The sequence below is a fragment of the Streptomyces sp. NPDC049887 genome, assembly GCF_040656535.1.
In the GTDB taxonomy this organism is placed as follows: Bacteria; Actinomycetota; Actinomycetes; order Streptomycetales; family Streptomycetaceae; genus Streptomyces.
Window position 1 is genome coordinate 141,950 of record NZ_JBFAMM010000007.1, and the last position, 19,562, is coordinate 161,511.

A 19,562-nucleotide genomic window follows, 5' to 3' on the forward strand; every position below is an offset into this window, starting at 1 on the left:
CGTCACCGCTCTGCCGGTGCTTCCTGCCGACGTACCCGACAGCTCCCCACAGGCCCAACAGGACGGCGGATCCGATGAGGCTCACGGGAGGGTGGGCGAGTGTAACGGCAAGAATCAGGACGATCATCGCCATGGTTCCCCAGTGTGAAAGAAGCGCCTGGTCGATCCTCAGCAGGAAACGAGTGGTGGCGTGTTGCCGTACTGGTTCTTCCCTCACGTTTACTCCTGCGATCGAGCCGAAGCTGATGGGGCGTCGGCCTGTTGGTCGGGTGTGATCGAGAGCGGGGGCGTGCGCGGCAGGCGCCTGCCGCGCAGGAGGATCTGCGGCTGCGCGTCGTGGAGGCGACGGGGTGGGGTCGGGTGCGGATGTATGGCCAGGCGGCGGAGATGTTCGGCTGGTTCAGCGGCCCATACGCCGCTGCATCATCCAATAGGAACCTGTCGGGCCCGGCTCGGCAAGAGCTGCCTTGCTTCGTAGGGCTGGTGCGGTCGTCGGAGTTCCCGTCATCCCCGCTCCCTGTCCATAGGTAGCCGGTCACGCGGTGGATCAAGGTTGAGGCAAGCGAGAGGCTATATAGGAAAGCAACGGTCGACCCGCAGGTAGTCTGCGAGCCGAACTACTAGACGTTTCCCTCAATGTGAGGACTTCTTTCGCCGTGCACGGCGAATATCGCGCTTGAGCGAACGGAATCCGTCGCGCAGGTTGATGTACTCGAGGAATGCTCCCACCGCTCTTGCGATTCCTCTCAGAGCACGCAGCGCAGAGCTCGCAATGTCCTCCATGTGCTCCCCTCTGCAAGGTAGATGGCTGCGCCGGCCGTGCGGCCGGCGCAGCCGCTTGGGTCAGGTGCGGCTACCGCGCCCTCGGTATCCGGTGTAGCGTCGGCAGACGTCTTGCCTCCCCCGGTACGTCAGTTGCGAGTTGCACTCTCGCAAGTACCGCAACTTTCGGATGTATTCGCGCGTGTAGCGGTACGTACCGTATCCGCCCCAGGCCATGCCGGCACACCTGGCTCCGGTTCGCCGGTTGCGTGAGCAGGTTCGGTAGGCACGCCGCAGGAGGGGTGGGCCGAATGAACTACTGACTCAGGACACGAGCGATGAACGCGAGGGCTCGATTGGCTTTCAGTAGCTTTCGGTCAGCCGACGATGGCGACCGGGGCGTCCCAGGCGTTGCGGTCGACGTTGATGGTGTGACCGCCCCGGGTCTCCTTGCTGTTGGCCTTGTACTGGTGGCCGCGGCTGTGGTCGGTGTACAGCTTCGGGTTCCAAGGCCAGTCCTTGGTGGTGGTCTCCTGGCCGTTCCACAGGGCGTACCAGAGGTTGCCCGGCAGGTCGGTGCGGTCCTTGGCGGTGGCGATCGCCTTGGCGCTGGAGGTGCTGAAGCCGTAGAGACCGGCGCGATAGGTCTTGGCGCGCAGGGTCTTGGTGAAGGAGCGGACGTAGGCGAGGGTGGCGTCGTTGCAGGCCTTGTCGGCGATGTCGTACGACTCCATGTTGAGGTAGATCGGGCTGCCGGGCTTCATCCCGAGCGCCGCGGCCCTGGCGATCGCGTCGTTGGCGTTGGCGGCCCCGACCGAGGTGGCGGTGGACGCGGTGAACCGCTCCTTGTTGAGGCTCTTCTGGCAGGGCGGCTGGGCGCCGACGTACAGGGGGATGATCCGCCAGCCGAGCGTGTCGACCGACTTCACCCAGGGCTTGGTGAGGTTGGGCTGGGCGCAGCCGCGGTTCTTGCCGCCGATGTAGACGGCGACGCCGCCGTAGTAGGCGTTCTTCTTCCAGGCTGTCATCGCGGCGAGCGAGGGCGCCGTGCAGGCGTCGAACGCCCGGCCGGTGTAGGTCTTCTGCGCGGGCCACGCGGGCGCGGCCATCGAGGTCTGCGCCGCGATCCCGGCACCGGCGACGACGGCGACGCCGGTCGCCGCCAGGGCGATGTAACGGGCCTTTTTGGACAACCGGTGCTTCGACACTTCCCCACCCCAAACGACATCGGACTCCGGCTCTCCGGAACCGCTCAGACTATATCGACAATGCGGAACCACCGCGACTAGCCAGGGGGCGCCTATGCTGCGGTGGATGCCTTAATAGATCGGTTGCTTCGGGCGAGATGCTGCGTGAATGAATCCTGCCGGATGATGCTGAACCTGAGAACAGGAGAACGCGGAATCCTTTTGGCGTGAGCCGAGGAGTCCGCGTGCGGGCCAGCGACATCGGCGCTTCATAGTGTCCGCATTTTGTCTCGTCCACGCCGCCCGCTGGCGCAACGCACGGCTCGCGCCCGCAGGGGCGTCTGTGCAGCGATACAACCGCAGGCGCGGAGAGATTCGCATGGAAAAGGAGATCGGTCTCGCATCTCGCAGGCATGAGTGGCGACAGGGGGCAGCAGAACTGCAGAAACTTCACAGCTCATGAGCCCGACACGTTCGCCAGGCTCACGAGCTTTCTCAGATGCCATTTTTGGCGGACAGCAGCGGATTTCTGCCGGCTATGGGTTCACCGCGTCCGCTCGCCCAGTACTGGCCGTCCTCACTTCGCCTCGTGATGCGCTCAAAGAACCAAGCGCCAGCAGGCGCGATGCATGGGCAGGTGAAGACTGCCGCCGCTGGGCCTCTCCCCGACATGGTCCGGAAGGCGATTGCAACCAGGAAGCCGAGTGCTCCCCGCGCTGAAAGATCTCAGTGACGATCCGGGCGGGCTCGCCGGACTTTAACCTCAAAGACTCTGCTGTTCTTGCATCCGCCGCGATTGGATCACGCGCCGGATTCCCTCGACTGCAAATCCTGTGCCTGCCAGGATGGCGAAGATCGAGTACGGGACGGTGATGATAACTTCAGACACGTAGAGAACCAGAAGCGCGACCCCTGCGGCGATGAATCCGCATGCGGTCAGTTTTTTCATGATGACTCCTCGGATGAGTGGATTGCGGGTCAAGGGGCAGGGGACTAGGCCCCCTTCCCCTGGACTGGATCGATTAACTGCATGCTCAGGTCATGGTCCTCCAGAACCGCATGTCCCGGAGGAGCGCCAGCCGCTGTACGTACTCGCCTATCGGCGGCGCCACCGAACGTGCCTGACATGCCCACCTTGATGGCATTGGTCCAGGTGTGGCCGAAGAAGCCTCCTGCGGCTCCCCGTCCGGCCGCCGCGGCGGTGCCTCTCCAGGTCCTTCTTTCTGAGCTGCCCCAGTAGCCCATGGCACCTACAGCGGCTCCGGCCGCCAGTCCGCAGACGATGGACACGGCCTCATCCCGGAGCCGCAGCCACGCCGACACCGATGGCGCCGACCTTCCAGACGGTGCGCCAGCCACCCCAGCGTACGAACCGAAAGTTGGTGGTCACCCGGGAAGCGGCGTCGGTGCCCGTGGCGCCGGGCGGCCGCTGCTTGATGACGCGGCCCTGCGTCTTACTCGTTGACCGTCCATGAACGGGCCGTCACCGAGGTGCCGGAGGACACCAGGGTGGTGCCGCCGGACTTCAGGTCGGCGGTGAGGTCGGTCCGTCGTAGCGGGTCGAACTCCTCCAGCTCACGGGTGCCAGTCTCGTCGTAGACCGACTTGGTGGCCAGCAGGTCGGCCCGCTCGGAGCTGTCGTCATGATTCCTCGGTCTCTTCATCGCAAGTGGGCACTGCCTGTGCAGTGCATGTGTGACCGTGCAGAGATCCAAGAGGGGCCCAAACCATCTCAACTGGCCTCTGCCAGAGTGGTTTTGAGCACCGAGATCGTGTGATCGACATCGACTTGTGATGAAGATCCGTAGTCCGCTGCCCGGAATCAGGACGTTCATGCCTCTTCGGCGCCTCCTGGGTGCAGGCGCCGGCGCGTGACGGTGTACGTTCTCGCTCTGCAGGGGAGGGGGTGCGGTCACGGTCGCACCCATATCGCCCATTGCCGGGCGTTTGTGGATGAGGGGTGGGCTGAATGAAGCGGCGTCGGCTATGGGGCACGGCGGCCACTGCCGTCGTAGGGCTGACCGGAGTGCTGGTCTTCCAGCAGGTGACCGGCGGTTCGGGAAGCGAGAGCCAGGCGGACGGCATGCCCGGCCCCGTCAAGGCCCAGTCCCGGACGGAGCGGCTGACGGCGAGCGACGACGGCCGCTCCGCGGCTCTGCCGCAGCGCGACACCGAGCGCTTCAGCATGCTGGGTGTGACGTGGACCGATCCCGCGGCGCGCTTCGCCGGTACGGTCGAGGTCCGCACCCGGTCGGTGGATTCCGGCGAATGGTCACGCTGGCTCCGGCTCGAGGGTGACAGTGGGCAGGGCGAGCGTGGTGCCGTGCGTGGTGGCACCGAGCCTGCCTGGGTCGGCGCGTCGAACGGTGTGGAAGTGCGCGTACGCGCTGGGGCGTCGACGACGTCCGGTCTTCCCGCGGGGCTGCGGCTGGACATGGTCGACCCCGGAAGCGGCAAGGTCACCGGAATGGAGCCGGCGGCATTCTCCGTCGAGGAGACCGAAGAGCCCACGCCCACGGACTCGCCGTCGGACGGGGTCGAGACCTCGCCCTCGCCGGAGGCATCTCCCAGCGGCGAGCCGCCGACCACTCCTCCCGCCGGCGAGCCCTCCGCGAGCGAGTCGCCGGCCCCGTCCGAGACGCCGAGCAGTTCCCCGCCGCCGTCCGAATCCGCGTCCGGGACGCCGAGTCCCACTTCCACGGTGAGCGTGCCGCCGGCGCCTCCGTCGACGGCGCCGCAGCCGCCGATCACGTCTCGGGCCGGCTGGGGTGCGGACGAGTCGATCAGTCCGGAGGAGCCGGGCTATCTGCCCGGCGAGAAGATCAAGGCAGTGGTGGTGCACCACACCGCCGAGTCGAACTCCTACACCTGCGACCAGGCCCCGGCGGTCGTGCGCGGCATCTACGCCTACCACGTCAAGCAACTCGGCTGGAAGGACCTCGGCTACAACTTCCTCGTCGACAAGTGCGGCACGGTCTACGAGGGCCGCAAGGGCGGCGTCGACCGGCCCGTGATGGGCGCGCACGCCTACGGCTTCAACTCCGAGACCACCGGCATCTCCGTCCTGGGCACCTACACCGACACCGCCCCCTCGCAGGCCGCCATGGCCTCCGTCGCGCGGATCGCCGCATGGAAGCTCGGCCAGTACGGCGTGGACCCGACCGGCACCACCACCCTCACCGCGGGCGCGGACGGCCGGAGCTACACCGGCAAGACCTGGGCAAGCGGCGCAAAGCTGTCCTTCCCGGTCATCCACGGCCACCGCGACGGCTACAACACCCAGTGCCCCGGCGACGCTCTCTACACCCAGCTCGGCACGCTCCGCTCCTGGGCCGGCGGGCCCGTCACCGGCCTGGCGATCAAATCGATCACGGGCGCCGGGGTGTCCGGGACGACGTACTACACCAAGGCGTCCGTGACCGTGAACTGGTCGGCCACCACACCGTCCTCGCTGATCTCGAAGTACGAGCTGCTCGTCGACGGCAAGGTCGCCGCGACCACCGCGGGCACCGCGACCTCCGCCAAGGCCACCCTCGCCGCCGGCACCCGCAAGGTCAGCGTCCGGGCCGTCCACCAGTCCGGCAGGACCGCCACCTCCGCCGCGGCGACCGTCGTCGCGGAGACCACCGCCCCCACCTTCTCCACCAAGCCCTCCCTCGCCCTGCGCACCGGCACCGTCAACACCACCGCCGTCCCCCTCACCCTCAGCTGGAAGGCCACCGACACCGCCGCGCTGAAGGAGGTACGCCTGACCGCACCCCTGGCCAAGACGTACGGCCCCTCCACGTACAGCGCCGCCCACACGGCGAAGTCGGGTGCGGCGACCACCTGGTCCATGACCGCCCACGACCAGGCCGGGAACACCGCCACCGCCGCGGTCACCGGCACCCCGGTCATCCTCCAGGAGACCTCGGCCGTCAAGACCGGCACCTGGACCACAAAGTCGTCCAGCAGCTACCTGGGCGGCAAGTCCTACTCCAGCTCCGCCAAGAACGCGAGCCTGAGCTGGACCTTCACCGGCAGGTCCGCGGCCTGGGCGGTCTCCCGTGCCTCCAGCTCCGGACAGGCGTACGTCTATGTCGACGGCGTCAAGGCAGCCACGGTCGACCTGAAGTCGTCCACCACCAAGTACCGAGACGCGATCTGGACCAAGACCTGGACCACCAGCGCCAAACACACCATCAAGATCGTCGTCGTCGGCACCAGCGGCCGTCCCACCATCACCACCGACGGCCTCGTCTACCTCAAGTAGCCGCCCGGCACGGCCACCCCGGTACCGCGCCCGTCGGGCCGGGGTGGCGAACGTGCACCTGCTGCCACCCCCGTCGCCGGTCGACGGGGACGCGGGTGTCCTGTGTCGGGGTTCCCGCGCGTGCGAGGGGGCCGTCCGCCGTGCCGGAGCGTGCCGTGGATCAGTGCGTGCGGGATGCAGGCCGAAGGACGGGCGGGGTCCGGAAGGCGGATCAGAAGAAGGTGCGGATGTAGTCCGTGACCGTGCCGTCCGCCTCGACCACCGGGATCAGCTGCCACTTGTCGAACGACGTGCACGGGTGCGACAGGCCCATCCCCACCCAGTCCCCGACCTCCAGGTCGGCGTCCTCGTCCGTCCGCAGCCAGGCGTGCTGGTCCGACAGTCCGGTGACGGCGATGCCGGCGGCCGGGCGCACCGACCCGTCGCGGGCGTCCCGGACGACCTGGGCCACGGGAAGGTCGAGGTCGTACGCGGCGTCGCGTTTGCCCGCGTTGGCGAACGCCTGCTGCCCGGAGGGCCGGGACAGGACCTGGGCCCAGAGCCGGAACGCCGGCTCCAGCGCGCCCTCTTCGGGCACCCGGTTGAACGGCGTCAGCTGCCTGTAGCGGCCGTCGTCGTGGGAGACGTACGCACCGGAGCGCAGCAGCCTGAGCACCGGGCGGGACAGTTCGGGAAGCTCCGCGAACACCTCGGCGACCGTGTCGAACCAGGCGCTGCCGCCGGCACTGACCACGATCTCGTCCGTGGCCGCGAAGCGGCCGTCCTCGTCCAGGGTGACGGCCAGTGAGACGAGCCGGTGCAGCCAGTCGCGCACCCGCTCGGGCGTCGCGTCCGGGACCTCGCCCTCGTAGCCCGCGACACCGACCAGCCGCAGGTTCGCCGCCGCGTCGACCGCGCCGGCGACGGCCGCGCAGTCGGCGTCGCTGCGGGCACCGGTGCGCGCGCCTTCGCCGGCGCCGAGTTCGACCACGACGTCCACCGGCCTGGCGGTGCCGCGCAGCGCCTCGTCCATCAGCTCCACTCCGCGCACGGAGTCGACGTAGCAGATGAACCGGAAGTCCGGGTCCCGCTCCAGCTCACCGGCGAGCCAGCGCAGTGCCACCGGGTCGACGAGTTCGTTGGCGAGGAAGACGCGCCGGATGCCGTGGGCGCGGTAGACGCGGAGCTGGTGCGGGACCGCGGCGGTGATGCCCCACGCCCCGCGTTCGAGCTGGCGGGCGAACAACTGCGGCGACATGGAGGTCTTGCCGTGCGGGGCGAACGCGAGGCCGTGGCGCTCGGCGTAGGTCTCCAGTACTGCGAGGTTGTGTTCCAGGGACTCCGCGGAGAGGGCGAGCACGGGAGTGGTGAAGCCACCGGTGAAGAGGTTGCGCCGCTGGGCGGCCAGCTCGCCGACGGTGAGGCCCTCGGCGTCCGGCGGGAGCGCCTTGAAACGGTGGTCGACGATCTCGCGGGCGAGCCGGTCGAGCCCTTCGACGGTGTTGTCGGCGGGCATGGTGTGCCTCCTCCGCATGGGGTTGCCTGCTGCGCGACGCCGGTCCGATCGTCGCGCAGCACGTTCGGACCGGCCGACACCCCGGCGGGGTGCCGGGGGCAGTGGACCCATCAGACCAGGCCGCGGCCGCCGTGGGCGCGTCAGGGGTAGGCGGACAGCACACTGGGCGCGGTGGTGTCGTGTGCCGGGTGTCGCCGGGGAGGCCCGGTTCCGTATCGGTTCTCGCGTCGCCGCCCTCGCGCACGCGGTCGGCACCTGGTCCGTACGCGGCCCGTGCCTGGCGGGTACGTGGTCGGCACCTGGCCCGTGCGCAGTCCGTGCCCGGTCGGCGCCCGGCAGGCGTCGAGGCCCGGAGCCAGGCCCACGTCCGGTTCGCCCCTGGCCGCTCCCGGACCGCCCCGTCGTCGGGCACTAAGACGACCCGCCCATGGACACTGGCGTGGGTGGCGTCCGGGAGGGGGGAAGGGCGCAGGCCCGGCGGAACCCGCCGGGCCTGCGCCGGGGGGGGCCCCCCGCCGCCGGCCCCCCCCGGGGAGGTGGGGTGTGGGGTGGGGGTGGGGGGGCGGCGGGGGGGGGCCCGGGCGCCGCCCCGGGCCCCCCCCCGGGGGCCCGCGCCGGTGCCGCCCACTCGGGCGGCACCGCACGGTTCAGGAGCAGTACTGCTGTTCCTTGCCGATCGACCGGTACATGCAGTCCGCGTTCTCCAGCAGCTGCAGCACCGCGTCGCGGTTGCGGCTCGTCTCCCGCTCGATCACCTCGTCGGGCGGGTAGAAACCGCCGCCGCCGAAGCCCCTCGGGTACATCTCGAAGGTGTAGCCGAAGATCTTCTGGCTGCCCCACAGCCAGTCGTCGATCGACCCGTCCGTGATGTACAGGTCGCTGGACTGCTCGGGGGTGTAGCCGTTGCTCGCGGCCATCTTCCGGCCCACCGCGGCGAAGGCGTCGCGGTCGTCCTGGGTCATGCCCGGGGCCGTGTCCGCCGTGGTGTAGCCGTACGGCCACAGCACCAGTTCGCTGTAGGTGTGGAAGTCGATGCCCGCCCTGATCTGCTGCCTGCCGCCGACGACGCGGGAGCGCACGAAGTCGGCGACGACCTTCACCTCGGGGGCGGACTCGGGGGCCCGGCCGCGGTAGGTCTCAGAGCCGGGCGAGCCGGAGGAGCCCCCGCAGCAGCCGAACTTGAAGTCCCAGTTGCGGTTCATGTCCGTACCGATCGCCGACGACCCGGAGTTGGGCTGCCGGTTCTTGCGCCAGCTGCGGTAGGAACCGGTGGCGATGTCGTACTCGCCGCCGTCCGGGTTGAGGTCGGGCACGATCCAGATCTCACGGCCGTTGACGGCGTTGGTGACCCGGGAGTCCGAGCCGTAGTCGTCGCCCAGCTCGCGCAGCAGGTAGAGGGCCATCTCCACCGTGAGGTGCTCGCGGGCGTGCTGGTGGTGGGTGAAGAGGACCTCGGGCTCGTTCTCGTCGATGCCGACGTTGTCGCTGATTTTGACGGCGATGATGTCCCGGCCCTGGTACGACTTGCCGATCACCCGCTTGCTCATGATGTCCGGGTGGGCGGCGATGCGCTGGTCGATCTCCGCGTTCATCTCGGCGTAGTTGTGGTACCGGGAGTCCGCGGACGGGAAGTCGAACGGCTCGGCCGAGGCGCCCACCGCCTTGCGGGACGGCGGCGCGGGCAGCGCTTCGAGGCGGTGGCCGAGGGCGCGGAGCCGCTTGGCCTGGGCGGCGTCGGCGCTGACGACGACGGTGTGGTCGTGGACCTCGTCGATCGAGACGCCGGTGGCCGCGACGGCCGTGCGTTCGGCGACGGTCGACGGGCCGTGGATCTCGTACTGCCGGGTCTGCTCGTCGGCCGCGGCGGCCGTGGCGGCTGCGGAGCCCACGGGTTCCGGTGCCGGTGAGGCGGTCGCCGTGAAGGGCACCGCCACGGCGAGTGCCAGCAGGCCGGCGAGGGTGGCGGACCGGGTGGCGGACCTCCGGTCGCGGCGTCTGCCGGTGCGGCCGGGAGTGCCGATGCCGCGTGTGCGAAGTCGCATGCTGTCTCCTGGGTGGGGAGTGTGGGGGTGGCTGGATGCGACGTGCGGATGTGCTGCCGGTTTTTCTGGTGTGTCGGGCACATGGTCGGGGTATGGCATGCCCCGGTCAATAGCACATGCCGGTCACGGGTTGGCTGAGGTACGGGACGCGCGGCACGAACGGGAAGGCAGGACCACACGCATGGCGGACACGACGGAAGAGCGAGAAGGACGGGCGGCGGCCCCGGTGATGCGCAAGGCGAGTTGGCGCCACATCGGCCCGGGCATCGTCGTCGCCGCGACCGGCGTCGGCGCGGGGGACCTGGTCGCCACCCTGATCGCGGGCAGCAAGTTCGGCTACACGCTCCTGTGGGCGGCGGTCGTCGGCTGCCTGGTGAAGATCTCACTGGCGGAGGCGGCCGGGCGCTGGCACCTCGCCACCGGCCGCACCCTCTTCGACGGCTGGCGCAGCCTCGGCCGCTGGACCACGGTCTACTTCATCGGCTACGTCGTCGTCTGGGGCTTCGTCTACGGAGCGGCCGCGATGTCGTCCAGCGCGCTGCCGCTCGGTGCGCTCTTCCCCGATGCGATGGGTCTCAAGTGGTGGGGCGTCCTCTGCGGCCTCCTCGGGCTCGCCTTCGTCTGGTTCAACCGGTACGCCGTCTTCGAGAAGGTCATGACGGTCCTGGTGGGCGTCATGTTCGTGGTCACCGTCTATCTGGCGGTGCGTGTCGCGCCGAACCTGGGCGACGCGTTCGCCGGGCTCGTGCCGGTCCTCCCGGAGGGCTCCCTCGTCTACACGCTCGGTCTGATCGGCGGCGTCGGCGGCACCATCACGCTCGCCGCGTACGGCTACTGGGTCAACGCCAAGGGCTGGAAGGACGCCGGCTGGATGAAGGTCATGCGGCTCGACAACCGCGTCGCCTACCTCACCACGGGGGTCTTCGTGGTCGCGATGCTCTTCGTCGGTGCCGAGCTGCTGCACTCCTCGGGTATCGCGATCACCAAGGGCGACAAGGGCCTGCTGGACCTCGGCACGATCCTGGAGGACCGCTACGGCGCCGCCACGGCCAAGCTCTTCCTCGTGGGCTTCTTCGCCACGTCGTTCACCTCGCTGATCGGTGTCTGGCACGGCGTCAGCCTGCTGTTCGCGGACTTCGTCGCCCACTACCGGCCGTCGCTCGCGCCCGCCGGGACACCGCGCGAGAAGTCGCCGGCGTTCCGGGCCTATCTGCTGTGGCTCACCTTCCCGCCGATCTCGCTGCTGTTCCTCGACCAGCCGTTCGGTCTTGTCATCGTGTACGGAGTGATCGGGGCGTTCTTCATGCCGTTCCTGGCGCTGACGCTGGTGTGGCTGCTCAACTCCTCGCGTACCCCGCGGGAGTGGCGAAACGGGATGCTGAGCAACGCCATGCTGGGCGTTGCGGGGCTGCTCTTCGTCGTGCTGTGTGTCCAGCAGGTGCGTGAACTCCCCTGGTGAGGGAGCCCGTCCGAAAGGCGGCAGCGCCACCGGTGGGGACGGTGGCGCTGCCTGTCCGGGGAGGACGGATGGCGGACGGGTGAGGGCGGGTGCAGGACCGCGAGGACGGGTGGACCGCGTGTGGTACCCGCGACCCCGCGCCCGGGGTCAGGGCAGGTTGTGCACGTGCGGTCCAACCGCGTTGGACCAGGCGCGGCCGGCCGTCGCGTCCCAGTTCGTCGACCAGGTCATGGCACCGCGCAGGGTGGGGTACGTCCGCGAGGGCTTGAACGAGCCGCAGTTGGTGCCCCGGGTGAGGCAGTCCAGCGCGTTCTTCACGATCTGGGGATCGACGTAGCCGCTCCCGGCACCCCGGGTGGAGGCCGGCACGCCGATCCCCACCTGGGACGGGTCGAGTCCGCCCTCGAGCTGGATGCAGGCGAGCGCGGTGAGGAAGTCGACCGAGCCCTGGGAGTAGACCTTCTGGTCGCAACCGAGCATCGAACCGCTGTTGTAGTACTGCATGTTGACGACGGTGAGGATGTCCTTCACGGCGAGGGCGGTCTTGAAGTACTCCGTCCCGGTGTTCTGCATGTCGATGGTCTGCGGCGCCATCGTCAGGACCAGCGAGGGGCCCGCCTTCTGCGACAGCCGGCGCAGGGCCTTCGTCAGATACTCCGAGCTGATGCCGTGTTCGAGATCGATGTCGATCCCGTTGAAGCCGTAGCTCTGCATCAGGGCGTGGGCGCTGTCGGCGAAAGCCGTCGCGGACGCGTCGCTGTTGATGGTGACGTTGCCGCGTTCACCGCCGACGGAGAGGACGACCGACTTACCGGCGCTCTTCTTGGCGGCGATATCGCTCTTGAACTCGTCCACGGACGCGTAACCGACGGCCGGGTCCAAATTGAACACGATCTGGCCGGCGGTAGCGGTCGAGTCGGCGAACGACACCGCGATGATGTCGTACTGCGGCGACACGTCCCGCAGCTTCTGCACTGTCGCGCCGTTGTCGAAGTTCTGCCAGTAGCCGGTCAGCGCGTGCTTCGGAACCGCGGGGTTGCCCGGGGTGCCGCCGCCGGACGTCGTCGCGGTCACCGCCGCAGACTTCGCCGACTCTCCGGCGGCGTTCGTGGCGGACACCTGGAACTGGTAGGACGTCGAGGCGGCCAGCCCGGTCACGGTCGTCGAGGTCCCGGTGACCGACTGGACCCTGGTGCCGTTGCGGTACACGTGGTAGCCGGTCGCTCCGGACGAGCCGGACCAGCTCAGCGCCACGGAGGACGAGGTCACCGCGCCTGCGGTGAGCCCGCCCGGGGCCGGGGGCACCACCGGGTCGGGGTCGCCGCCGCCGCCCCCGTCGGGCCCGAACACCGAGATGTCGTCGGCGAAGTAGGCCGGCTGTCCGTACCAGCCGTGGGTGTGGACCGTCACCGACGTGGTGCCCGCGCCGGTCGTGAACGTGGTGCTGAGCTGGGACCAGCCCGAGCCGCCGGGCGTCCAGACCGACACGTCGGTCGTTCCCGTCCCGCTCGCGCCGAGGTACACGTACGAGCCCTGCACCCAGGCGCTGAGCCGGTACGTCGAGTTGGGCTTCACGGAGACGGTCTGCGAGCACTTCGCGTTGTCCTGCCCGGAGGGCGTGCCCCTGAGCGCCGAGGTCCCGCCGTGGACCGGCGACGACACCACGGCTCCGCTCCCGCCGGAGCACGTCCAGTTGGTGAGTCCCGACTCGAACCCGGCGTTCTTCGCGTTGTTGACATCGGCGGCCAGCGCGGTGCCGGCCCCACCGGTCAGCCCGAGCCCGGCGCCGACGGCCAGCGCCAGCACTCCGCCGAGCCATCTGCGTCTGCGTGTGGTGCGGTCCACTTTGCTGCCTCCGTGGGGGAGTTGGGGAGGAGGTACGAAAACGGTGGCCACCGCTGGCCCCAAGCTGGTCCAGACCAATCGGGTTGTCAAGACCTCTGGCGGAACCCCGTATACGAAAGCGTGCCGATCCCACGGGACCGGGCACCTCCCCCGGCCGCCCGGCACCCCTCAGTCGTCCTCCTGCAACCGGTCCGCCGCACAGCCCGCGACACACCCCACCGCCAGGACGGCGTTCGACATCGACAGTCCCTCGGCGGACAGCCGCTCCCAGTGCAGGCCGATGTCCAGCAACTGGGCCGCTGTCGGTACGGTGAGCGCCGCCGTCAGGTGCCATGGCGTCGAGTCCCGGAAAGGGGCGCGATGGATCCGCGCCGCCGCCCAGACGGCGAGCCCGACGCACAGCGCGTTCGGCAGATGGATCAGCAGCAGCCGCCCGCCGAACGTCTCCATCCGCGCGGCGGTCGCCAGGTGCTCGTACACCACCCTCGCCAGCACGTACTCCGTGAAGAGCAGGACGACGACCCCGGCCGCCCAGGCCCGCGCCAGTGCGAGCAGTGCAGCTCCGGGCCCCTCGTCCTCCCGGGCGGACGCCCCGGGGGAGCCGTACCTCGTCATCGTCCTCCGCCTCCCGTCGGCGGCCCACCGCGCGGTGCGCCGGACACCGGCACTGCCCGACCTGCCCTGCCCACCCGACCGCGACCGATCCGAGATCTTCTTCGGGGCGTCGCCGGGGCGTCGCCGGGTCGTCGCTTCATCGCTGCCGTGGCGGCGGCGGTGAACCGGCTGCGCTCGGCCCCGGGGTCGCGGCCGCGGGCCCGATGCTCCCACTGACCGGAACCGGACGGTACGGATGCCGGGCGCCCGGGGCATGGGCCCTGGGGCCCCGATCCGGGCCCAGACGGAGGCTTGGGCCCCGCCCCGTGCCGATCGGGGGCGGCGCGCGGGACATGCGGGCAGGAGTGGCGTGGGGATGCGAAGGGCCGAAGTTCCGAATAGCGAGGAAACGATTCCCGAAATCCCTTCGCTGATGCAGGAGTTAACCTCTGGCGGCTTCGTCCGCTTTGACCGGTGAGTATTGCGTGAGGGTTGGGTTGCCGGGTACCGAAAGCTGTTCTCCGAACCTGTTGGACGTGGATAAAGTGCTGATGCAGGAGAAGGCTGATGCAGGAGAAGCACGAAGAGCAGGGGAACTGCGGTCGCCGTCACTGCGGTGGCCGGAGCCGAACGGGGAATCAGCGTGCCGACCGCGATTGCTGTGACCAGCGCCGACCTGGTGCTGCCGCCTACGGACAGCCATACGCCCACCGCCGCGCTGCTGCACCCCCCGGACACCCAGCCGCTGGATGCGGCACTCGCCGACATGCAGGTCCTGGTGGAGCAGCACGGCTATGTGATCGCCCTCTACCCCGCCTCCGTCCCCGCCGCCCACGAGCGCAGACTCCACGCGGTCCGCTCGGTCCTGGAGAGCGACCGGATCGCGCTGCTGAAGCTCGATCTGCCGCCGCTCGGGGTGTCCGTGCTGGTCCGGCAGCTGCGCCAGCTGTCCGTCTGCGACTTCAGCGCCGGAGTGGTCGCCTCCGCCGCCCGGCTGCTCTCCCACTACATCCACGCGGGCGCCCTGCTCAACTCGGTCACCAAACTCGACCGCGTCCCCGTGAGCCTCAAGTCCCACGCCAAGTCGTGGGTTCCCGGCTCGCAGTTCGGCGTCGTGGCCAACCCCGGCCCCCAGCTGGTCAGAATCGGCCACGGAGAGCTGACCGGACCCGAGTTCGCCACCCAGTTGCTGGTGGCCAGGGGGCAGCTCCAGTCGGAATGGGTCAGTACGACGCTCGCGCCCGCATGGCAGGTCCAGGGAATCCAGGAGACCGCGCTGCCGGCCGATTCCCCGAGATGGTGGGGCACTCCACGGATGATCGAATTCGCCGCCTTCCTCCCCGACATCTCCGTGATCTACCAGCTGGTTTCCTCGGTACGACGGGAGGTGTGCACCTGGTGCGGCATCGAACTCATCGGTGACCGCTGCGGTTTCTGCTCGGCCCCCCTCGCCCCGGCCGAGAACCGAACGCATCCCACGGGTGTCCTAGGCGAAGGAACACCGATGCACCACGGGTCGTAGTGCGCCGCCGGTGCGGTGGGCGCGGACCGATGGCGGCCCCGCCGTATGCGCGCCCCACCGCACGTACCAGTCCGCTCATCAGCCCACGTCTTCCATCGAGGTTGCCCCGTTCATGAATTCGCGCCAACGCCGCGGCGTCATCCTGCTGCTCCTCTCGGTCCTGTGTGCCTTCGGCGCGTTCGCCGGTGTGCTCTCGGTGATCAGCGACGTGAATTCCAAGGTCGGGCCCGAGGTCGCCGCGTACCGGGTCAAGTCCGACGTCGCTCCGTACCAGGCACTGCAGCCGAACCAGTTCGAGAAGATCACCATGCCGAAGCGCTGGCTCTCCGAGAACGCGGTGACCGACGTCTCGGTCGTCGACGGGAAGGTGGCCGTCACCCAGCTCAAGAAGGGCTCGCTGCTCCAGGACGACATGTTCGTCAGGCGCCCGGCCCTCGACCGCGACGAGCAGGAGATAGCCATCATGATCGACGCCGCCACGGGCGTGGCGGGCAAGATCAGGGCCGGCGACTCCGTCAACATCTACGCCACCTTCGCCGGTGACGACCAGGGCGGGGCGAAGGCGCAGTCCCGCGTCATCGTCCCCAACGCGCGGGTCATCGACGTCGGCCGGCTCACCGCACTGGAGCCCAGGGAGGACGACAGGCGGGGCGCGCTGCGCGAGGCCGTCCCGATCACCTTCGCGCTGAACACCAAGGACGTCCAGCGCGTCGCCTACGCCGAGTCGTTCGCGGTGAACGTTCGGCTGGCTCTGCTCGCGGACGGCGGTTCGACCCAGCTGCGCCCGGGGGAGGGTACCTACACCCTCGAAGGGGACAAGTGAGAGAATGACGACCAGAATCCTCCCGGCCGTCGGTGACGCCGACGCCGCCCGGTCCATCACCACCCTGCTCAGCCAGCTCCCGGAAGCGGAGCCGGCGGGGCCGGTCGGTGACTCCACATCGCTGATCGACACCCTGGCGCGGCTCGCCGCGGAGTCCGTGGACGAGCTCCCGGAGGTCGTCCTGGTCCACGAGCGGATCGGTCCGGTGCCCGCACTCGAGCTGATCCGGGAGGTGGCCCTGCGCTTCCCCGCGGTCGGGGTCGTCCTGGTCACCGTCGACGCGAGCCCCGGCCTGTACTCGGCCGCGATGGACTCCGGCGCCCGCGGCCTGGTCGGCCTGCCCCTCTCCTACGAGGAACTCGTCCAGCGAGTGCAGGCGGCGGCCGCGTGGTCGGTCGGCGTACGGCGCCATCTGGGCTCCGGCGGCGACGTGTTCACCGGCCCCGGCGGGACGGTCGTCACGGTCAGCGGTGCCAAGGGCGGTGTCGGCACCACGCTCACCGCCGTCCAGCTCGCCCTGGCCGCCGCGGCCGGCGGGAAGACCGTCGCCCTCGCCGATCTCGATCTGCAGTCGGGTGACGTCGCCTCGTACCTGGACGTCCAGTTCCGGCGCTCGATCGTCGACCTCGCGGGCATCCAGGACATCTCGCCACGCGTCCTGCAGGACGCGGTCTACGCCCACGAGACCGGAATCGGGCTGCTGCTCGCCCCCGGCGAGGGTGAGCGCGGCGAGGAGGTCACCGAACGCTCGGTGCGCCAGATCGTCAGCGCCCTGCGGAACCGCTACGAGGTCGTGGTCGTCGACTGCGGCAGCCATATGAACGGCGCCAACGCGGCGGCGATCGAGATGGCCGACACGGCGCTGCTCGTCACCACACCGGACGTGGTCGCCGTACGCGCGGCCAAGCGCATGGTCAGGCTCTGGGACCGGCTCCAGATCCGCAAGGCGGAGGAGACCGTGACCGTCGTCAACCGCTACGTGCGCAACACGGAGATACAGCCCCCGCTCATCGAGCGGATCACCTCCACCCGGGTCTCCCGGGTCGTCGTTCCCGCCAACTTCAAGGAACTGCAGGCCCTCGTGGACGCGGGCAGGATGCAGGACCTGGAGACCAGGTCCACCGTCAAGCAGGCGCTGTGGGGACTGGCGGGGGAGCTGGGACTGGTGAAGGCGAGCGAACCGGCCCAGAAACAGGGAAGGTTGAGGGGCGACCGGGGTGCCCTGGGCATCAGGAGAAGGTCCTGAGGGGCCGGAGACCGAGGGGGCGAGTTGAAGCGATGCACATCGTGGCAGGTACGGACCGGAGGTTTACCGACGGGCGCCCCGCCGACCGGCGTCGCGCCGGTGTGCGGGGCGCCGGGGGCCGGGTGACGGGCCGGAGGTCCGGGCCGGCCGGCCGGAGGCGTGCCCTCGGGAACCGGAGCCTGATGGGGGACGACCGTGGGCAGACCGCGGTGGAGTTCACCGGGATGGTGCCGATCGTCCTGGCGACGCTGGTCCTGCTCTGGCAGGCGGCCCTCGTCGGGTACTCGTTCTCGCTCGCGGGGAACTCGGCGGACGAGGGCGCCCGGGCGGGCGCGGCGGCGGGCGGGGGTGCGGCCCAGGCGTGCGAGCAGGCGGCGCGGAAGAACCTGCCGGACTCCTGGGAGGCCAGAGTCAGCTGCCCGTCGTTCGGCGGCGACCTGTACGACGTGGAGGTCGACGTCGTGGTCCCGGTCCTCTACCCGGGCTTCATCGATTTCTCGTTCACCGCACCCGGGCGGGCCTCCGCCGTGTGGGAGGGCTGACCATGCGGAAACCCGTCCATGGGCGGCGGCTCGGTGCAGGCGGGAGCCGCGACCGGGGTCAGACCGCGATCGAGTACCTCGGCTGGCTCCCGATCCTGCTGCTGGTCGCACTCGCCGCGATCCAGCTCGGCATCGCCGTGTACGCGGTCCAGCAGGCGGGGACGGCGGCACGGGCGGCGGCGCGGACCGCGTCGATCGACAACGGGAGCGGAGCGCAGGCGGGGAAGGCGGCGATGAGCGACTGGCTGGCCGAGGGGACGGACGTCGACGTAAGCATGGCCGGTGACGAGGTGACCGCCACCGCGCACGTCGACATCCCCTCCCTCATCCCCGTGTTTGCGTTCGACCGTGCCACCCGTTCCGCGACCATGCCCGTCACCGACCGCTGACCACCGCCCTCCGGCGCCACCGGGCACGCCGTCCGGTCAATCCTTCGAAGGAGTCGAGCACTCATGAGCCTCCGGGCGCGCATGAACAGTCCCGAACCGGGCCCCGGTCAGGGGTCGGACAGCCAGCTCGTCGGGATCTACCGCGCCAAGCTCCTGGAGGAGATCGACCTCGCGGAGATGTCCACGCTGCAGGCCGCCGAGCGGCGCGCGCGGCTGGAACGCGTGCTGGGCCACATCATCAGCCGCGAGGGGCCGGTGCTGTCCTCGGTCGAGCGCTCGCAGCTGATCCGTCGGGTCGTGGACGAAGCCCTCGGTCTCGGCATCCTGGAGCCCCTGCTGGAGGACGCCTCCATCAGCGAGATCATGGTGAACGGACCCGAGCAGGTGTTCGTCGAGCGCCGCGGCCGGCTGGAACTGCTGCCCATGCGGTTCAGCTCCAACGAACAGCTCATGCAGACCATCGAGCGCATCGTCTCGACCGTCAACCGCCGCGTGGACGAGGCCAATCCGATGGTGGACGCCCGGCTGCCCAGCGGGGAGCGCGTCAACGTGATCATCCCGCCCCTCTCCCTCAGCGGCCCGATCCTCACGATCCGGCGCTTCCCCCGCGCGTTCACGCTCCGCGAGATGATCGAACTCGGGTCCCTCGACGACCAGATGACGGTGCTGCTGTCGGGCCTCGTCCGGGCGAAGTTCAACGTGATCGTCTCCGGGGCGACCGGCACCGGCAAGACCACGCTGCTCAACGCGCTGTCCGGGCTCATCCCCGACGGGGAGCGGATCGTCACCATCGAGGACTCGGCGGAACTCCAGCTCCAGCAGAACCACGTGATCACGCTGGAGAGCCGGCCTCCGAACGTCGAGGGCAAGGGGCGGATCACCATCCGCGACCTGGTCCGCAACTCGCTGCGCATGCGCCCCGACCGGATCATCGTCGGTGAGGTCCGAGGCGGCGAAACGCTTGACATGCTCCAGGCGATGTCCACGGGTCATGACGGCTCCCTCGCCACCGTCCACGCCAACAGCGCGGAGGACGCGCTGATGCGGCTGCAGACCCTGGGCTCCATGTCCGAGGTCGAGGTCCCGTTCGTGGCGATCAAGGACCAGATCAACAGCGCGGTCGACGTGATCGTCCAGCTCACCCGGCACGCCGACGGCTCCCGAAGGATCACCGAGATCGCCATCCTGGACTCCCACGGCAGGGAGGAGTACCGCATCGTCTCGGTCTGCCGGTTCAACGCCCAGCCGATGGCCGCCGACGGTCTGATCCACGGTTCCTTCGAGTACCTGCCGCTGCCGCGACGGGTCGCCGAACGGCTGTACATGAACAACGAGCCGATCCCACCGGCCTTCGGCGTCGCCGACTCGGAGGACCAACTCACGCTGCGCAGGGCGGTGGCATGA

Annotated in this window: 15 protein-coding genes; 8 read left to right on the forward strand and 7 right to left on the reverse strand. The window is 69.6% G+C overall.

Features of this window, described 5'->3' with window-relative positions; genetic code table 11:
• Positions 1 to 1,139: 1,139 nt before the first annotated feature.
• From AB0J10_RS11365 to AB0J10_RS11375, 3 genes are all read right to left on the reverse strand, one after another.
• Complete coding sequence (locus AB0J10_RS11365; RefSeq protein WP_363060210.1) at positions 1,140 to 1,970, reverse strand: glycoside hydrolase domain-containing protein; 831 nt, start codon at positions 1,968 to 1,970, stop codon at positions 1,140 to 1,142.
• 742 nt (positions 1,971 to 2,712) lie between these two features.
• Positions 2,713 to 2,898: a hypothetical protein gene (locus AB0J10_RS11370; RefSeq protein ID WP_363060212.1), complete on the reverse strand. Its 186-nt coding sequence runs from the start codon at positions 2,896 to 2,898 to the stop codon at positions 2,713 to 2,715.
• 505 nt (positions 2,899 to 3,403) lie between these two features.
• A complete protein-coding gene (locus tag AB0J10_RS11375) occupies positions 3,404 to 3,613 on the reverse strand; it encodes a hypothetical protein (RefSeq protein ID WP_363060214.1) in 210 nt (69 codons plus the stop codon).
• A gap of 305 nt (positions 3,614 to 3,918) precedes the next feature.
• Here AB0J10_RS11375 and AB0J10_RS11380 point away from each other — a divergent pair, with 305 nt between their 5' ends.
• Positions 3,919 to 6,201, forward strand: coding sequence for an N-acetylmuramoyl-L-alanine amidase (locus tag AB0J10_RS11380; RefSeq protein ID WP_363060216.1), 2,283 nt, complete (start codon positions 3,919 to 3,921; stop codon positions 6,199 to 6,201).
• 211 nt (positions 6,202 to 6,412) lie between these two features.
• On the opposite strand, the gene AB0J10_RS11385 is transcribed toward AB0J10_RS11380, so the two are convergent.
• Entirely contained in the window at positions 6,413 to 7,696 is a 1,284-nt protein-coding gene (locus AB0J10_RS11385; protein WP_363060218.1) for an amino acid deaminase, read from the reverse strand.
• 647 nt (positions 7,697 to 8,343) lie between these two features.
• Positions 8,344 to 9,738 (reverse strand): M14 family metallopeptidase, encoded by a 1,395-nt coding sequence (locus tag AB0J10_RS11390; RefSeq protein WP_363060220.1) that lies wholly within the window; start codon positions 9,736 to 9,738, stop codon positions 8,344 to 8,346.
• Positions 9,739 to 9,919: 181 nt separating this feature from the next.
• On the opposite strand from AB0J10_RS11390, the gene AB0J10_RS11395 reads away from it, so the two are divergent.
• Positions 9,920 to 11,197: an Nramp family divalent metal transporter gene (locus AB0J10_RS11395; RefSeq protein ID WP_363060222.1), complete on the forward strand. Its 1,278-nt coding sequence runs from the start codon at positions 9,920 to 9,922 to the stop codon at positions 11,195 to 11,197.
• 147 nt (positions 11,198 to 11,344) lie between these two features.
• On the opposite strand, the gene AB0J10_RS11400 is transcribed toward AB0J10_RS11395, so the two are convergent.
• Positions 11,345 to 13,042, reverse strand: a complete 1,698-nt coding sequence (locus AB0J10_RS11400) for a glycoside hydrolase family 18 protein (RefSeq protein ID WP_363060224.1) — start codon at positions 13,040 to 13,042, stop codon at positions 11,345 to 11,347.
• A gap of 168 nt (positions 13,043 to 13,210) precedes the next feature.
• Positions 13,211 to 13,657, reverse strand: coding sequence for a hypothetical protein (locus AB0J10_RS11405; protein ID WP_363060226.1), 447 nt, complete (start codon positions 13,655 to 13,657; stop codon positions 13,211 to 13,213).
• A gap of 640 nt (positions 13,658 to 14,297) precedes the next feature.
• Between AB0J10_RS11405 and AB0J10_RS11410 the strand changes: the two genes are divergently transcribed.
• The 6 genes from AB0J10_RS11410 to AB0J10_RS11435 all read left to right on the forward strand — a co-directional run bounded on the left by AB0J10_RS11410 (position 14,298) and on the right by AB0J10_RS11435 (position 19,562).
• A complete protein-coding gene (locus AB0J10_RS11410) occupies positions 14,298 to 15,158 on the forward strand; it encodes a hypothetical protein (protein WP_363060527.1) in 861 nt (286 codons plus the stop codon).
• A gap of 112 nt (positions 15,159 to 15,270) precedes the next feature.
• Positions 15,271 to 15,981, forward strand: coding sequence for a Flp pilus assembly protein CpaB (gene cpaB, locus AB0J10_RS11415; protein WP_363060228.1), 711 nt, complete (start codon positions 15,271 to 15,273; stop codon positions 15,979 to 15,981).
• A gap of 4 nt (positions 15,982 to 15,985) precedes the next feature.
• On the forward strand, positions 15,986 to 17,227 hold the full coding sequence (locus AB0J10_RS11420) for an AAA family ATPase (protein ID WP_363060230.1): 1,242 nt from the start codon (positions 15,986 to 15,988) through the stop codon (positions 17,225 to 17,227).
• Between the two features lie 182 nt (positions 17,228 to 17,409).
• Entirely contained in the window at positions 17,410 to 17,769 is a 360-nt protein-coding gene (locus AB0J10_RS11425) for a TadE/TadG family type IV pilus assembly protein (protein WP_363060232.1), read from the forward strand.
• A 2-nt stretch (positions 17,770 to 17,771) separates the two neighbouring features.
• Positions 17,772 to 18,158 carry a TadE/TadG family type IV pilus assembly protein gene (locus AB0J10_RS11430; protein WP_363060234.1) on the forward strand — a complete coding sequence of 129 codons (387 nt, stop codon included), beginning with the start codon at positions 17,772 to 17,774 and terminating at the stop codon, positions 18,156 to 18,158.
• Between the two features lie 63 nt (positions 18,159 to 18,221).
• The gene (locus AB0J10_RS11435) at positions 18,222 to 19,562 is read left to right on the forward strand and encodes a CpaF family protein (RefSeq protein ID WP_363060236.1); all 1,341 of its coding nucleotides are present in this window, start codon (positions 18,222 to 18,224) and stop codon (positions 19,560 to 19,562) included.

Bases quoted from the DNA above. Each gene is read 5' to 3' on its own strand.
- AB0J10_RS11370 (WP_363060212.1), bottom strand. From the start codon at position 2,898: ATGAAAAAACTGACCGCATGCGGATTCATCGCCGCAGGGGTCGCGCTT.
- AB0J10_RS11375 (WP_363060214.1), bottom strand. From the start codon at position 3,613: ATGAAGAGACCGAGGAATCATGACGACAGCTCCGAGCGGGCCGACCTG.
- AB0J10_RS11380 (WP_363060216.1), top strand. From the start codon at position 3,919: ATGAAGCGGCGTCGGCTATGGGGCACGGCGGCCACTGCCGTCGTAGGG.
- AB0J10_RS11385 (WP_363060218.1), bottom strand. From the start codon at position 7,696: ATGCCCGCCGACAACACCGTCGAAGGGCTCGACCGGCTCGCCCGCGAG.
- AB0J10_RS11390 (WP_363060220.1), bottom strand. From the start codon at position 9,738: ATGCGACTTCGCACACGCGGCATCGGCACTCCCGGCCGCACCGGCAGA.
- AB0J10_RS11395 (WP_363060222.1), top strand. From the start codon at position 9,920: ATGGCGGACACGACGGAAGAGCGAGAAGGACGGGCGGCGGCCCCGGTG.
- AB0J10_RS11405 (WP_363060226.1), bottom strand. From the start codon at position 13,657: ATGACGAGGTACGGCTCCCCCGGGGCGTCCGCCCGGGAGGACGAGGGG.
- cpaB (WP_363060228.1), top strand. From the start codon at position 15,271: ATGAATTCGCGCCAACGCCGCGGCGTCATCCTGCTGCTCCTCTCGGTC.
- AB0J10_RS11420 (WP_363060230.1), top strand. From the start codon at position 15,986: ATGACGACCAGAATCCTCCCGGCCGTCGGTGACGCCGACGCCGCCCGG.
- AB0J10_RS11425 (WP_363060232.1), top strand. From the start codon at position 17,410: ATGGGGGACGACCGTGGGCAGACCGCGGTGGAGTTCACCGGGATGGTG.
- AB0J10_RS11430 (WP_363060234.1), top strand. From the start codon at position 17,772: ATGCGGAAACCCGTCCATGGGCGGCGGCTCGGTGCAGGCGGGAGCCGC.
- AB0J10_RS11435 (WP_363060236.1), top strand. From the start codon at position 18,222: ATGAGCCTCCGGGCGCGCATGAACAGTCCCGAACCGGGCCCCGGTCAG.